Here is a 14651-nt window from a genome sequence, read left to right on the forward strand (position 1 = left end):
ACGTTGCATCGAGGAGAACCATCATGGGACGTCTGGTTACATTTCTACTGGCTGCCTGCCTGAGCGTCAGCGCCCTGGCGGCGGACCCGATCAAGGGCGAACGCCAGGAAGTGTTCGGTGACATCACCGTGCACTACAACACCTTCAACTCCACCTACCTGCAGCCTGATATCGCCAGGGCGGCGGAGCTGGTCCGCAGCAAGAACCAGGGCGTGATCAACGTTTCCCTGATCAAGGACGGCAAGCCGCTGGTCGGCCAGGTCAGTGGTACGGTCAAGGACCTGACCAGCAAGAGCATCCCGCTGAAATTCCGCCAGATCACCGAGCAGGGCGCGATCTACTACATCGCCCAGTTCCCGGTGGAGCAGCAGGAAAACCGTACATTCACCATCAATGTGCAGACTGGCGGTGACACCAACAGCTTCAGCTTCAACCAAGAGCTATTCCCGGGCGAATAATGAACCTCACGCAACTCGTACTGGCCAGCCATAACGCCGGCAAACTCAAAGAACTCCAGGCCATGCTCGGCGCTTCGGTGCAATTGCGCTCGATCGGCGAGTTCAGCAGCGTCGAGCCGGAAGAAACCGGCCTGTCGTTCGTCGAAAACGCCATCCTCAAGGCGCGTAATGCCGCACGCATTTCCGGCTTGCCGGCACTGGCCGACGACTCCGGCCTGGCAGTGGACTTCCTCGGTGGCGCCCCGGGCATCTACTCGGCCCGCTACGCCGACGGCCAGGGCGACGCGGCGAACAACGCCAAGCTGCTCGAAGCCCTCAAGGATGTGCCCGAAGAGCAACGCGGCGCGCAGTTCGTCTGCGTCCTGGCCCTGGTGCGGCACGCCGACGATCCGCTGCCGATCCTCTGCGAAGGCCTGTGGCACGGACGCATCCTTACCGCCGCCAGCGGCGAGCACGGCTTCGGCTACGACCCGCTGTTCTGGGTGCCGGAACGCAACTGCTCCAGCGCCGAACTGGGCCCCGAGGAGAAAAACCAGCTCAGCCACCGCGCCCGCGCCATGACCATTCTGCGGCAACGCCTGGGCCTGAAATGAGCCACGAGCCCTCCGCGTCGCCGCTGATTCTCGGCGGCGCGCATACGCCCCGGGCGGCGCTGCCCCAGTTGCCGCCCCTGGCGCTGTACATCCACATCCCGTGGTGTGTACGCAAATGCCCCTACTGCGACTTCAACTCCCACGCGGCCAGCCCGACGCTACCGGAAGAGGAGTACGTCGACGCCCTGCTGGCCGACCTCGACCAGGACCTGCACGCCGTGCACGGTCGCGAGCTGAGCTCGATCTTCTTCGGCGGCGGCACCCCCAGCCTGTTCAGCGCCCAGGCCCTGGGTCGGCTGCTCAAGGGCGTGGAACAGCGCATCCGGTTTGCCCCCGACATCGAGATCACCCTGGAAGCCAACCCCGGGACCTTCGAGCAGGAAAAATTCACCGCCTACCGCGCCTTGGGCATCAACCGCCTGTCCATCGGCATCCAGAGTTTCCAGGAACAGAAGCTCAAGGCCCTGGGCCGCATCCACAACGGCGATGAAGCGATTCGCGCCGCTGGCATGGCGCGCCAGGCCGGGTTCGAAAACTTCAACCTGGACCTGATGCACGGCCTGCCGGACCAGTCCCTGGACGATGCCCTGGGCGACCTGCGCCAGGCCATTGCGATGAAGCCGACCCACCTGTCCTGGTACCAGCTGACCCTGGAGCCCAACACGGTGTTCTGGAACCAGCCACCAGTACTGCCGGAAGACGACACCCTGTGGGACATCCAGGAAGCCGGACAGGCCCTGCTGGCCGAACACGGCTATGCCCAGTACGAAGTCTCGGCCTACGCCCAGCCCGGGCGCGCGGCGCGGCACAACCTGAACTACTGGAGCTTTGGCGACTTCATCGGGATCGGCGCCGGTGCCCACGGCAAACTCAGCCACCCGGACGGGCGCATCCTGCGCACCTGGAAGACCCGCCTGCCCAAGGACTACCTGAACCCGGCCAAGCAGTTCAAGGCGGGCGAGAAGGCCCTGGGCAACGAAGAGCTGCCGTTCGAGTTCCTGATGAACGCCCTGCGCCTCACCGATGGCGTGGACGCTGCGCTGTTCGCCCAACGCACCGGCCTGGACCTGGGCAGCCTCGCCGAAGGCCGGCGCCAGGCCGAACAAAGCGGCTTGTTGCAGGTCGAACCGTCACGCCTGGCGGCCACGGCCCGCGGGCAACTTTTTCTCAATGACCTGCTGCAATACTTTCTGATCTAAGGAAATCACATGGATCTGGTACTCGACCTGCTCGCCACCGTGTCCCGCTGGAGTCGCAGCAACCTCTCGGAAATCGCCCTGGCACTGGTGGGCTGCCTGCTGGTGCTGTTCGGCGCGGACATCAAGGGCTGGGTCGAACAGCGCCTGGGCGGCATCGCCGGCGCCCTGCGGGTGCCGCTGATGGCCCTGCTGTGCATGGTGGGCAGCGGCCTGGCGCTGATCTACGCCACGCCGTGGATCGTCCGCGGCCTGAGCCAGTTCAACAACTACAGCCTGGCGCCAGTGCTGTTGGTGGTGCTGGTGCTGATTGGCGTGGTCGCCGACCGCCGCTGACCTGCAGCCCGCTATTCAAGGAAGAACATGAGCAAGAAAGTCATCGAAGACACCAGTAAGTTCCTCAGCTATGTGCTGCGCCACGAGCCCCAGGCCATCGGCCTGGAACTGGACAGCGAAGGCTGGGGCGATATCGACGCGCTGATCAGCGGTGCGGCCAAGAACGGCCGGCGACTGAGCCGGGAATTGATCGAGCTGGTGGTCGAAGGCAACGACAAGAAACGCTTCGCCCTCTCGGCTGATAGCCAGCGGATTCGTGCCGTTCAGGGGCATTCCAACAAGGCCGTGCAATTGCAGCTTGAGGCAAAGCAACCGCCCGCCGTGCTCTTCCACGGCACCGCCACGCGCTTCATGGATTCGATCAACGAGAAGGGGCTGATCCCGGGTTCACGGCACCACGTGCACCTGTCCCAGGAAATCGACACCGCCCGGGCCGTGGGCCAGCGCTATGGCAAGGTGGTGATCCTGCAGATCGACGCCCAGGCCATGCAGGCCCAGGGTTTCACCTTCTATCAGGCAGAGAATGGGGTGTGGCTGACCGACCAGGTGCCGGTCGGCTTCATCAAAGCCCTGTAGGAGCCAGCTGGCTGGCGAAGGCGACCTTGAAGGCCTCTTCGCTGGCAAGCGGAACGCCGCCCGGCAGCTCCTACAGCAGCGTGTCCGCGGGGCTCAGGCGAGCTTTTCGAACTTCAAATCCCACACGCCGTGGCCCAGGCGCTCGCCGCGACGCTCGAACTTGGTGATCGGGCGTTCGGCCGGGCGCGGCACACACTTGCCGTCTTCGGCCAGGTTGCGATACCCCGGGGCGACGTTCATCACCTCCAGCATGTATTCGGCATAGGGCTCCCAGTCGGTAGCCATATGCAGAATGCCGCCAACCTTGAGTTTGCTGCGCACCAGCTCGGCGAAGGAGGCCTGGACGATGCGGCGCTTGTGGTGCCGGCTCTTGTGCCACGGATCAGGGAAAAACAGCATCAGCCGGTCCAGGCTGTTGTCGGCGATGCAGCGGTTGAGCACCTCGATGGCGTCGCAATCGTAGACCCGCAGGTTGGTCAGGCCCTGGGTCAGCACGCCATTGAGCAGCGCGCCGACACCCGGGCGGTGAACCTCAACGCCGATGAAATCCTGCTCCGGAGCCGCTGCGGCCATTTCCAGCAGCGAGTGGCCCATGCCGAAGCCGATTTCCAGGGAGCGTGGCGCCGAGCGGCCGAATACCTGGTCGTAATCCACCGGGGCGTCGGCCAAGGGCAGCACGTACAGCGGCGCGCCCTGATCCAGGCCGCGCTGCTGGCCCTCGGTCATGCGCCCGGCGCGCATCACGAAACTCTTGATGCGGCGGTGTTGGCGCTCGTCGCCGGCTTCCGGCTGGATTGGCGTGTCGTTTGATTCAGTCATCAATGGCTCTTACTTGATCAGACCATCCAGCGGCGAAGAGGCGCTGGCATAGAGTTTCTTCGGCATGCGACCGGCGAGGTACGCCAGGCGGCCCGCGACAATTGCGTGTTTCATGGCTTCGGCCATCATCACCGGCTGCTGCGCGTGGGCAATGGCCGAGTTCATCAGCACCGCCTCACACCCCAGCTCCATGGCGATGGTGGCGTCGGAAGCGGTACCGACACCGGCATCCACCAGTACCGGAACCTTGGTTTCTTCAAGGATGATCTGCAGGTTGTACGGGTTGCAGATCCCCAGCCCGGTGCCAATCAGGCCGGCCAGCGGCATGACCGCGATGCAGCCCATTTCCGCCAGCTGGCGGGCGATGATCGGGTCGTCGCTGGTGTAGACCATCACGTCGAAACCTTCCTTGACCAGCACTTCGGCGGCCTTGAGGGTTTCCAGCACGTTGGGGAACAGGGTCTTCTGGTCGGCCAGGACTTCCAGCTTCACCAGGTTGTGGCCATCGAGCAGCTCACGGGCCAGGCGGCAGGTGCGCACGGCCTCGACCGCGTCATAGCAGCCGGCGGTGTTGGGCAGGATGGTGTAGCGATCCGGCGGCAGGATATCCAGCAGGTTCGGTTCGCCCGGGTTCTGGCCGATATTGGTCCGGCGCACGGCAACGGTCACGATCTCGGCACCCGAGGCCTCGATGGCCAGGCGGGTTTCTTCCATGTCGCGGTACTTGCCGGTGCCTACCAGCAAACGCGACTGGTACGTCCGACCGGCCAGGACGAAAGGCTTGTCACTACGAACGTTGCTCATCGGAAATCCTCTGTTGGGGTGAGGTTCTTGCAGAATTCTTTATCAGGCCCGGGGCGCTGGTGACCCTCGATCCGGGGCCGGTGAAAGCATGTCGTCCATGAAAGGGCCCGGAATCGGGCCAGGGCGCTGCGCAGATGAGCAGCAGCGCGGTTGAAGCCAGTGACTAGCCGCCGCCGATGGCGTGGACCACTTCAACCTGGTCACCTTCGTTGAGGGCGGTTTCGGCGTGCTGGCTGCGCGGAACGATATCCAGGTTGAGCTCCACCGCGATCCGCCGTCCGGTGAGTTCCAGATGGCTCAGCAGGGCCGCAACGGTCGAGCCGTCGGGCAGTTCAAAGGATTCACCGTTCAACTGAATGCGCATGCCAAGGCCGCCATCATTTTTAGGGGCCAGCATTCTAGCCCGATCATGACCTAAAGGTCAGCTACAAGCGTCAGCCGGCGACTTGCAGGCGCCAGGCGGCAAGCCCCAGCAGGAACCAGCCGACCAGGAAGGCCACACCGCCGAAGGGGGTGATGATCCCCAGCTTGCTGGTGCCAGTCAGGGTCAGCAGGTACAGGCTACCGGAAAACAGCAGGATGCCCAGGGTGAAGGCAGCGCCGGCCCAGGTCACCAGCCGCCCGGGAATATGAGCCGCCAGCAAGGCGACGCCGAACAACGCCAGGGCATGCACCAGTTGATAGGTAACACCTGTATGAAAAATAGCCAGGTAGTCCGTGCTCAGGCGGTTTTTAAGACCGTGGGCGGCGAAAGCGCCAAGGGCAACCCCGGTGAAACCGAAGAAGGCGGCCAGCATCAGGAAGCCACGCAACATGAGGAACTCCAGTCAGATTCAGCACAAAGGGTCTGTATAATGGCGCGCTCAACGGGTTCGGCCAAGCCATCTCTATGCTGCGTTATCTGTTTCGTCGTCTTGTAAAAGCCTTGATGTGGTTCATGGTCGGCAGCGTCCTGCTAGTGCTGCTGTTGCGTTTCGTACCGCCACCGGGCACCGCCCTGATGGTAGAGCGCAAGATCGAGTCCTGGGTCGACAACGACCCCATCGACCTGCAGCGCACCTGGAAGCCTTGGGATGAAATCTCCGACAACCTCAAGGTGGCGGTGATTGCCGGCGAGGACCAGAAATTCCCCGAGCACTGGGGCTTCGATATCGATGCAATCCAGGCAGCGTTGATCCACAACGAAAGGGGCGGCTCGATCCGTGGCGCCAGTACCCTGAGCCAGCAAGTGTCGAAAAACCTGTTCCTGTGGTCCGGCCGCAGCTACCTGCGCAAGGGACTGGAAGCCTGGTTCACCGCGCTGATCGAGGTGTTCTGGCCCAAGCAGCGGATTCTTGAGGTCTACCTCAACAGTGTCGAATGGGATGAAGGGGTGTTCGGGGCAGAAGCCGCGGCGCGCCATCACTTCGGCGTCAGCGCGGCCAATCTGTCACGCCAGCAAGCCAGCCTGCTAGCCGCTGTTCTGCCCAATCCAAGGGTGTGGAGCGCAGCACGTCCCAGCACTTATGTGATGCAGCGGGCGGGCTGGGTTCGACGGCAGATGAGCCAGTTGGGTGGAGCCGATTACTTGAATCGGCTAAACGAGTCGCGCAGGGCGCCCTGGGCGGAGTAACCCGGATTTGGCTTTGCGCCGGTTCTTCTTGAGCATGTTCGAGATGGGGGCTGGGCTGGGGATTCGCCGGCAAGCCGGCTCCTACGCCAACCGCACAAACAAAAACGCCCCGAGGTAATCGGGGCGTTTTGCATGACGCTTCAGGCTTAAGCGGCGATGGACAGTTTCAGCTTGTTCATCGCGCTTTTTTCCAGCTGGCGAATCCGCTCGGCCGAAACGTTGTACTTCTGCGCCAGGTCGTGCAGCGTGGCTTTCTCTTCGGCCAGCCAGCGCTGGTAGAGGATGTCACGGCTGCGTTCGTCCAGCACTTCCAGGGCTTCGTGCAGGTTGCTGGTGGAGTTGTCGCTCCAGTCGGCATCCTCAAGTTGCAGCGCCGGGTCGTAGCGGTGGTCTTCCAGGTAGTTGGCTGGAGACTGGAAGGCGCTGTCGTCGTCCGCTTCCGCAGCCGGATCGAACGCCATGTCCTGGCCGGTCAGCCGGCTCTCCATTTCCCGCACTTCACGAGGCTCCACGCCCAGGCTTTCCGCCACGCGGTGAACTTCTTCGTTGTTCAGCCAGGCCAGACGCTTCTTCTGGCTGCGCAGGTTGAAAAACAGCTTGCGCTGCGCCTTGGTGGTAGCAACCTTCACAATCCGCCAGTTACGCAGGATGAACTCGTGAATTTCCGCCTTGATCCAGTGCACCGCAAAGGACACCAGGCGCACACCCATTTCAGGGTTGAAGCGCTTCACGGCTTTCATCAGGCCAACGTTGCCTTCCTGGATCAGGTCAGCCTGGGCCAACCCGTAGCCGGAATAGCTACGGGCGATATGTACGACAAAACGCAGGTGGGCGAGCACCATCTGCCGAGCCGCCTCAAGATCCTGCTCATAGTAGAGACTCTCGGCCAGTTCACGCTCCTGCTCGGGTGTCAGCAATGGAATGCTGTTCACCGTGTGCACATAAGCCTCCAGGTTTGCGCCTGGAACCAATGCGTAAGCAGGTTGCAAAGAAGTGGTCATACGAAAAAACCTCCGACTCACATAACTCGTGCCGTTCAGCACTGCGAAAATTGACCGGAAACCGCGAAACAAGTTCCCAAAAATGCTGAAAGGTCAATACAAGCAAAAAGATATCACTTCGGTGCCAGTTCCCTCAGGTGACGGGCCACCGCAATCCACGCACCGATATAACCCAACAGCACCGCCCCTAGCAAGAGCGACAGACCATCGGCAACCGGCACCCCCGCGAGGGCAAAATCGCTGCCATACAAGCCAGCCAGACCGATTACCGCATCATTCAGCCAGTTCAGGCCAAACGCCAATACACCCCAGGACAGGATCCCCGCGCCGAAACCATACAGCGCCCCCATATAGAGGAAGGGCCGACGAACATAACTGTCCGTTCCGCCGACGAGTTTAATCACTTCTATCTCGGTGCGGCGGTTTTCAATATGAAGACGAATGGTATTGCCTATCACCAAAAGTAATGCAGAAACCAGCAGCACCGTCAGGCCGAAGACAAAGCGGTCCCCCAGCTTGAGGATCGCCGCCAGCCGCTCGACCCATACCAGGTCCAGTTGCGCCAGTTGCACCTTGGGCATTTCCGACAACCGCTGGCGCAGGGCTTCCAGGGTCGCCTTGTCCACTTCGTTCGGCGTGACCAGCACGACACCCGGCAGCGGGTTATGGGGCAGTTCGCGCAAGGCCTCACCTAGCCCGGACTGCTGCTGGAACTCCTCCAGGGCCTTTTCCTTGCTGATGAACTCGGCATCCGCCACACCGGGCAGGCCCTTGATCTCTTCACTGAGCTTCTCGCCCTCGGTAGCAGAAGCCCCCAGATCCAGGTACAGCGAGATCTGCGCCGCGCGCTGCCAGGAACCGCCCAGGCGCTCGACATTATTGAGCAACAGCGACAAGCCCATGGGCAGGCTCAAGGCCACGGCCATCACCAGGCAGGTAAAGAAGCTGCCGATGGGCTGTTTGCCCAGGCGCCGCAAGCTGTCCAGCAAGCTGGCACGATGGCTTTCGATCCAGGCGTGCAGCAGGGTGCCGAAATCCGGACCGTCATCCTCGTCGCGTTTTTTCTTCGGCGGCGGTGCTTCGGAGGCCTTGGGCGCTACGCGCTCCGCCACTTTAGGGGTACGTGTAGCACTCATACGCCGGCCTCCCCGTCGCCGATCAAGCGTCCGCGTTGCAAGGTCAGCATGCGGTGGCGCATGCGGGCGATCAGTGCCAGGTCGTGGCTGGCGATCAGTACGCTGGTGCCCAGGCGGTTGATGTCTTCGAACACGCCCATGATTTCCGCCGCAAGACGCGGGTCGAGGTTACCGGTGGGTTCGTCCGCCAGCAGCAGAGCCGGGCGGTGGACAATGGCCCGGGCGATGCCCACGCGCTGCTGCTGACCGGTGGACAGGTCGCCGGGGTACAGATCGGTCTTGTCCGACAGCGCTACGCGCTCCAGGGCCGAGTCCACCCGCTTGGCGATTTCCGCCTTGGACAGGCCGAGGATCTGCAGCGGCAGGGCGACGTTGTTGAATACGGTGCGGTCGAACAGCAACTGGTGGTTCTGGAACACCACGCCGATCTGCCGCCGCAGGAACGGGATCTGCGCGTTGCTGATCTGCCCCAGGTCCTGCCCGGCCAGCAGCAGCTTGCCGGTGGTGGGACGCTCCATGGCCAGCAGCAGGCGCAGCAAGGTGCTCTTACCGGCGCCGGAATGGCCGGTGACAAACAGGAATTCGCCGCGACGCACGCGAAAGCTCAGCTCATGCAGGCCAACGTGACCGTTGGGGTAGCGCTTACCGACCTGTTCGAAACGAATCATGAACGCTCCCGCTCGGCAAACAGTGCCTGGACAAAGGGTTCGGCTTCAAAGGTACGCAAGTCGTCGATGCCTTCACCGACGCCGATATAACGGATCGGCAGGCCGAACTGCTTGGCCAGGGCGAAGATCACTCCACCCTTGGCGGTACCGTCGAGCTTGGTCAGGGCCAGGCCGGACAACTGCACCGTCTGGTTGAACTGCTTGGCCTGGTTGATGGCGTTCTGGCCGGTACCGGCGTCCAGCACCAGCAGCACCTCGTGGGGCGCGTCGGCATCGAGCTTGCCGATGACCCGACGGACTTTCTTCAGCTCTTCCATCAGGTTGTCTTTGGTGTGCAGGCGCCCCGCCGTGTCGGCGATCAGCACGTCAATGCCACGGGCCTTGGCCGCTTGCACCGCATCGAAGATCACCGAGGCCGAATCGGCACCGGTGTGCTGGGCGATGACCGGGATCTTGTTGCGCTCGCCCCAGACTTGCAGCTGCTCCACTGCCGCGGCGCGGAAAGTATCGCCAGCGGCCAGCATGACTTTCTTGCCTTCCAACTGCAGCTTCTTCGCCAGCTTGCCGATGGTGGTGGTCTTGCCGGCGCCGTTGACGCCCACCACCAGGATCACGAACGGCTTGTTCTGGGCGACGATCTGCAGTGGTTGTTCCACTGGCTTGAGCATGCTGGTGAGTTCGGCCTGCAGCGAGGCATACAGCGCATCGGAGTCGGTGAGCTGCTTGCGTGCCACCTTCTGGGTCAGGTTCTGGATGATCACCGAAGTCGCCTCGACCCCGACGTCTGCGGTCAGCAGGCGGGTTTCCAGGTCTTCCAGCAATTCGTCATCGATGGCCTTCTTGCCGAGGAACAGGCTGGCCATGCCTTCGCCAATGCTGGCGCTGGTCTTGGACAGGCCCTGCTTGAGGCGAGCGAAGAAGCCGATCTTGCTCTCTTCGGCGGGACGGACGGGCTCGGTCACAGGCTCGGGCTCTGCCGCCGCCACAACCGGCTCGGCTACAGGAGCAGGAGCAGGAGCAGGAGCAGGAGCAGGAGCAGGAGCAGGAGCAGGAGCAGGAGCAACAGGTTCAGCGCCGACGAATACCGGGGCAACCGGGGCTTGCACCTCGACCACGGGGGCCGGGCTAACCACCGGGGCTTCGACCACCGGCTCAGGGTGCACGGCAACAGCCGGAATCGGCGGAGCCACATGCTCGACCTGGGCGTCTTCCACCAGGGCCACCGGCTCTTCCGCCACCGGCAGGGTCAACCAGGGCTTGTGCTCGGCGCTTGGCGCCAGCGGCAGGTCGGGCGCCGCCGGTTCAGGCGCGATGTGCGGTTGCAGCACCGGCTCGGCCATTGGCAGCACCACCGGCTCGGCCGGGGCTACGCTGGCGGCAGGTTCGATGACCGGGGTCGGTGCCGGCTCGGCAGGCACTTGCGGCTGTTCGACGACGGGTTCCTGCGGCTTTTTGCGCAGCCATCCGAACAGGCCTTTCTTCTCGCCAGCCGCGGCTGGGGTCTTTTTGTCGTCGTTGGAACCAAACATGGAGACGGCTATCTCAAGGTAGCGATGCGCCACTGGGCGCCTCGGTAAATAAATATTCGATGCAGAACAGACTGTGTTTCATCCAGCTTGTTCACGCGCAACATGTTGTCGAAATGCCCAAAAGCACTTCAAGGAGCGATTTTACTAAAGGACTGGAACGGCAAAATCGGCGAAAAGTCGAAGTCTAGCTGGTAAATCAGGGCTTCTTGCCGGTAACTCATACAACCTGCTCAAGTACATGCTGATCCGCGAAGACCTGATAGGCGTGGCCGCCAGTAAAACGGATCAGTATCCTAGCACCTCCTCGCCCGCACAGGCTAAGACCAAGCGGGCAGTCCAACAGGTTTAAAAACGAATGAATGCTCTAGCCCGCCGCGCCGCAGGCCTGCTGCTCAGCACAGTTTGTCTGCCCCTTGCAGCCCTGGCTGCCGACCCTCAACCCACCCATGAATTCACCCTCAACAACGGCCTCAAGGTCGTGGTCCGCGAAGATCATCGCGCGCCGGTGGTGGTGTCCCAGGTCTGGTACAAGGTCGGCTCCAGCTACGAAACCCCGGGCCAGACCGGTTTGTCCCACGCCCTGGAACACATGATGTTCAAGGGCAGCGAGAAAGTCGGCCCCGGCGAGGCCTCCCTGATCCTGCGGGACCTGGGCGCCGAAGAGAACGCCTTCACCAGCGACGACTTCACGGCCTATTACCAGGTCCTGGCCCGCGACCGCCTGGGCGTGGCCCTGGAGCTGGAAGCCGACCGCATGGCCAGCTTGCGCCTGCCGGCCGACGAGTTCAGCCGCGAAATCGAGGTCATCAAGGAAGAGCGCCGCCTGCGCACCGACGACAAGCCGATGTCCAAGGCCTACGAGCGCTTCAAGGCCATGGCCTACCCGGCCAGCGGCTACCACACGCCGACCATCGGCTGGATGGCCGACCTGAACCGGATGAAGGTCGAGGAACTGCGCCACTGGTACCAGGCCTGGTACGTGCCGAACAATGCCACCCTGGTGGTAGTCGGCGACGTCACCCCGGACGAGGTGAAAACCCTGGCCCAACGCTACTTCGGCGCGATCCCCAAGCGTGACGTGCCACCGGCGAAGATCCCCATGGAGCTGGCCGAGCCCGGCGAGCGCCTGATCACCTTGCACGTCAAGACCCAACTGCCGAGCCTGATGCTGGCCTTCAACGTGCCGAGCATCGCCACCTCCGAGGACAAACGCGCGGTGAACGCCCTGCGCCTGGCCGCGGCCCTGCTGGACGGCGGCTACAGCGCCCGCATCCCGACCCAGCTGGAGCGCGGCGAAGAGCTGCTGTCCGGCGGCTCCACCAGCTACGACGCCTACACCCGGGGCGACAGCCTGTTCATGCTTTCGGCCACCCCCAACAGCCAGAAGAAGAAAACCATCGCCCAGGCCGAAGCCGGGCTGTGGCGCCTGCTGGACCAGTTGAAGACCACCCCGCCATCCGCCGAGGAACTGGAGCGGGTGCGAGCCCAGGTGATCGCCGGGCTGGTCTACGAACGTGATTCCATCACCAGCCAGGCCACCGCCATCGGCCAGCTGGAAACCGTCGGCCTGTCGTGGAAGCTGATGGACACCGAGCTTGCGGAACTGCAAAGCGTGACCCCGGAAGACATCCAGAAGGCCGCCCGCACCTATTTCACCCGGGAACGTATGAGCGTGGCCCATGTACTGCCTGAGGAGTCCGCTCATGAGTAAGCGCAAGAATGCCTCGCCGGTCCTGCTGGGCCTGGCCCTGGTGGCCCTGCTCACCGCCGGCGGCCTGTACCTGTCGCGTTCCGGCGAATCCAATGCCAGCCAGGCCCTGGACAACGCCAAGACCAGCCAGAAACTGCAATCCCTGGCCGAGCTGGATGGCAAGGCCCCCAGCCACCGCAACCTCAATGTGCAGACCTGGAGCACCGCCGAAGGCGCCAAGGTGCTGTTCGTCGAAGCCCGCGAGCTGCCGATGTTCGACCTGCGCCTGATCTTCGCCGCCGGCAGCAGCCAGGACGGTAACGCGCCGGGCGTGGCCCTGCTGACCAACGCCATGCTCAACGAAGGCGTGGCCGGCAAGGATGTAGGCGCCATCGCCCAGGGCTTCGAAGGCCTGGGTGCGGATTTCGGCAACGGCGCCTACAAGGACATGGCCGTGGCCTCGCTGCGCAGCCTGAGCGCTGTGGATAAGCGCGAACCGGCGCTGAAGCTGTTCGCCGAGGTGGTGGGCAAGCCGACCTTCCCCGCCGACTCCCTGGCGCGGATCAAGAACCAGATGCTCGCCGGCTTCGAATACCAGAAGCAGAACCCCGGCAAGCTGGCCAGCCTGGAGCTGATGAAGCGCCTGTATGGCACCCACCCTTACGCCCATGCCAGCGACGGCGATGCCAAGAGCATCCCGCCGATCACCCTGGCCCAGCTCAAGGCTTTCCACGCCAAGGCCTATGCCGCAGGCAACGTGGTGATCGCACTGGTCGGCGACCTGTCCCGCAGCGACGCCGAGGCGATTGCCGCGCAAGTCTCCGCCGCCCTGCCAAAAGGCCCGGCCCTGGCGAAAATCGAGCAACCCACTGAACCCAAGGCCAGCATCGGCCATATCGAGTTCCCGTCGAGCCAGACCAGCCTGATGCTGGCGCAACTGGGCATCGACCGTGACGACCCGGACTACGCCGCCGTGTCCCTGGGCAACCAGATTCTCGGCGGTGGCGGTTTCGGCACCCGGCTGATGAGCGAAGTCCGCGAGAAGCGCGGCCTGACCTACGGCGTCTACTCGGGCTTCACCCCGATGCAGGCCCGCGGCCCGTTCATGATCAACCTGCAGACCCGCGCGGAAATGAGCGAGGGCACCCTGAAGCTGGTGCAGGACGTGTTCGCCGAGTACCTGAAGAACGGCCCGACCCAGAAAGAACTGGACGACGCCAAGCGTGAACTGGCTGGCAGCTTCCCGCTGTCCACCGCCAGCAACGCCGATATCGTCGGCCAGCTGGGCGCCATGGGTTTCTACAACCTGCCGTTGAGCTACCTGGAAGACTTCATGCGTCAATCCCAGGAGCTGACGGTGGAGCAGGTCAAGGCCGCCATGAACAAGCACCTGAATGTCGACAAGATGGTCATCGTCAGCGCCGGCCCCACCGTCGCGCAAAAGCCGTTGCCGCCCCCCACTGACAAACCCGCCGAGCAGCCGCTCGGGGTTCCGGAGCATTAATGGCCCGTCCAGCCCGTCCCAGCAAGAAACCCGTCCACAACCAGCACAATGGCGTGGGCCAGTTGCGCATCATTGGCGGCGAATGGCGCAGCCGCAAGCTGAGCTTCCCCGACCTGCCGGGGCTGCGACCGACCCCGGACCGGGTGCGTGAAACCCTGTTCAACTGGTTGGCGCCCTATGTGGCCGGGGCCAAGGTCATCGACCTGTTCGCCGGCAGCGGCGCGGTGTTTCTCGAAGCCCTGTCCCGTGGCGCCGCCACGGGCCTGGCCCTGGACAGCAGCAGCGTGGCCATTTCCAGCCTGCGCGAGCACCTGGGCACTCTGCGTTGCACCGTCGGCCAGGCCCAGACCGCCGACGCCCTGCGCTACCTGGAAACCCAGCCGGCCACGCCGTTCGACCTGGCCTTCCTCGACCCGCCGTTCAATCAGAACCTGCTGCCCGCCGCCTGCGCCCTGCTGGAAGAGCGCGGCTGGCTGGCGGACGACGCCTGGATCTACACCGAAAGCGAAACCGCGCCATCGACCCTGGGGCTACCCGGAAGCTGGCGCCTGCACCGTGAACAAAAATCCGGGCAGGTGTATTACTCGTTGTGGCAACGTATGGCAGACAACGTCGCCTAGAACCTGATCACGACCTCGCGAGCAATGCTCAGGCCCGAGCCGCGCAGCAGATCGTAGACAGGCTCTCAAGCCGACCGGAACAAGGTACGCAGCCCGCCCGGGCTGCGCG

17 protein-coding genes are annotated in these 14651 nt (G+C 63.5%); 9 read left to right on the plus strand and 8 right to left on the minus strand.

The features are described from left to right. Positions 1-23 precede the first annotated feature (23 nt). Genes ABCR88_RS30925 through ABCR88_RS30945 form a run of 5 tightly spaced genes read left to right on the plus strand, consistent with a single transcriptional unit; the run spans position 24 to position 3159 of the window. Positions 24-458, plus strand: a complete 435-nt coding sequence (locus tag ABCR88_RS30925) for a DUF4426 domain-containing protein (protein WP_011064018.1) — start codon at positions 24-26, stop codon at positions 456-458. Beyond that, positions 455-1051, plus strand: coding sequence for an RdgB/HAM1 family non-canonical purine NTP pyrophosphatase (rdgB, locus tag ABCR88_RS30930; RefSeq protein WP_210671333.1), 597 nt, complete (start codon positions 455-457; stop codon positions 1049-1051). The genes ABCR88_RS30925 and rdgB overlap by 4 nt, the downstream gene beginning before the upstream one ends. After that, positions 1048-2250, plus strand: coding sequence for a radical SAM family heme chaperone HemW (hemW, locus tag ABCR88_RS30935; protein ID WP_337154318.1), 1203 nt, complete (start codon positions 1048-1050; stop codon positions 2248-2250). The genes rdgB and hemW overlap by 4 nt, the downstream gene beginning before the upstream one ends. A 9-nt stretch (positions 2251-2259) precedes the next feature. Continuing rightward, the gene (locus ABCR88_RS30940; protein WP_011064021.1) at positions 2260-2583 is read left to right on the plus strand and encodes a DUF3392 domain-containing protein; all 324 of its coding nucleotides are present in this window, start codon (positions 2260-2262) and stop codon (positions 2581-2583) included. Positions 2584-2610: 27 nt separating this feature from the next. Beyond that, positions 2611-3159, plus strand: coding sequence for an RNA 2'-phosphotransferase (locus ABCR88_RS30945; RefSeq protein ID WP_350023331.1), 549 nt, complete (start codon positions 2611-2613; stop codon positions 3157-3159). A 93-nt stretch (positions 3160-3252) separates the two neighbouring features. On the opposite strand, the gene trmB is transcribed toward ABCR88_RS30945, so the two are convergent. The 4 genes from trmB to ABCR88_RS30965 all read right to left on the minus strand — a co-directional run bounded on the left by trmB (position 3253) and on the right by ABCR88_RS30965 (position 5597). Continuing rightward, on the minus strand, positions 3253-3978 hold the full coding sequence (gene trmB, locus ABCR88_RS30950) for a tRNA (guanosine(46)-N7)-methyltransferase TrmB (protein ID WP_011064023.1): 726 nt from the start codon (positions 3976-3978) through the stop codon (positions 3253-3255). A 9-nt stretch (positions 3979-3987) separates the two neighbouring features. Beyond that, positions 3988-4782: a thiazole synthase gene (locus ABCR88_RS30955; protein ID WP_350403823.1), complete on the minus strand. Its 795-nt coding sequence runs from the start codon at positions 4780-4782 to the stop codon at positions 3988-3990. A 163-nt stretch (positions 4783-4945) separates the two neighbouring features. Beyond that, positions 4946-5146 carry a sulfur carrier protein ThiS gene (thiS, locus tag ABCR88_RS30960; protein ID WP_011064025.1) on the minus strand — a complete coding sequence of 67 codons (201 nt, stop codon included), beginning with the start codon at positions 5144-5146 and terminating at the stop codon, positions 4946-4948. Positions 5147-5216: 70 nt separating this feature from the next. Further along, positions 5217-5597, minus strand: a complete 381-nt coding sequence (locus ABCR88_RS30965) for a DUF423 domain-containing protein (RefSeq protein WP_011064026.1) — start codon at positions 5595-5597, stop codon at positions 5217-5219. Between the two features lie 74 nt (positions 5598-5671). Here ABCR88_RS30965 and mtgA point away from each other — a divergent pair, with 74 nt between their 5' ends. After that, positions 5672-6394, plus strand: coding sequence for a monofunctional biosynthetic peptidoglycan transglycosylase (gene mtgA, locus ABCR88_RS30970; RefSeq protein WP_011064027.1), 723 nt, complete (start codon positions 5672-5674; stop codon positions 6392-6394). A 146-nt stretch (positions 6395-6540) separates the two neighbouring features. Here mtgA and rpoH read toward each other — a convergent pair whose 3' ends face one another. From rpoH to ftsY, 4 genes are all read right to left on the minus strand, one after another. Beyond that, a complete protein-coding gene (gene rpoH / locus ABCR88_RS30975) occupies positions 6541-7395 on the minus strand; it encodes an RNA polymerase sigma factor RpoH (protein WP_011064028.1) in 855 nt (284 codons plus the stop codon). A gap of 113 nt (positions 7396-7508) precedes the next feature. Then, positions 7509-8531: a permease-like cell division protein FtsX gene (gene ftsX / locus ABCR88_RS30980; protein ID WP_015637373.1), complete on the minus strand. Its 1023-nt coding sequence runs from the start codon at positions 8529-8531 to the stop codon at positions 7509-7511. Next, positions 8528-9199 carry a cell division ATP-binding protein FtsE gene (gene ftsE, locus ABCR88_RS30985; RefSeq protein ID WP_011064030.1) on the minus strand — a complete coding sequence of 224 codons (672 nt, stop codon included), beginning with the start codon at positions 9197-9199 and terminating at the stop codon, positions 8528-8530. The genes ftsX and ftsE overlap by 4 nt, the downstream gene beginning before the upstream one ends. Continuing rightward, a complete protein-coding gene (gene ftsY / locus ABCR88_RS30990; RefSeq protein WP_350403826.1) occupies positions 9196-10728 on the minus strand; it encodes a signal recognition particle-docking protein FtsY in 1533 nt (510 codons plus the stop codon). The genes ftsE and ftsY overlap by 4 nt, the downstream gene beginning before the upstream one ends. Before the next feature lie 355 nt (positions 10729-11083). Between ftsY and ABCR88_RS30995 the strand changes: the two genes are divergently transcribed. The 3 genes from ABCR88_RS30995 to rsmD are packed head-to-tail and all read left to right on the plus strand — an operon-like array spanning position 11084 to position 14542. Continuing rightward, positions 11084-12439 carry a pitrilysin family protein gene (locus ABCR88_RS30995; protein WP_350023333.1) on the plus strand — a complete coding sequence of 452 codons (1356 nt, stop codon included), beginning with the start codon at positions 11084-11086 and terminating at the stop codon, positions 12437-12439. After that, positions 12432-13922 carry a pitrilysin family protein gene (locus ABCR88_RS31000; protein ID WP_350403827.1) on the plus strand — a complete coding sequence of 497 codons (1491 nt, stop codon included), beginning with the start codon at positions 12432-12434 and terminating at the stop codon, positions 13920-13922. Before ABCR88_RS30995 ends, ABCR88_RS31000 begins: the two co-directional genes overlap by 8 nt. Continuing rightward, positions 13922-14542 carry a 16S rRNA (guanine(966)-N(2))-methyltransferase RsmD gene (rsmD, locus tag ABCR88_RS31005; RefSeq protein ID WP_011064034.1) on the plus strand — a complete coding sequence of 207 codons (621 nt, stop codon included), beginning with the start codon at positions 13922-13924 and terminating at the stop codon, positions 14540-14542. Before ABCR88_RS31000 ends, rsmD begins: the two co-directional genes overlap by 1 nt. Positions 14543-14651 lie beyond the last annotated feature (109 nt).

The organism is Pseudomonas sp. W17 (assembly GCF_040268305.1).
GTDB lineage: Bacteria > Pseudomonadota > Gammaproteobacteria > Pseudomonadales > Pseudomonadaceae > Aquipseudomonas > Aquipseudomonas protegens.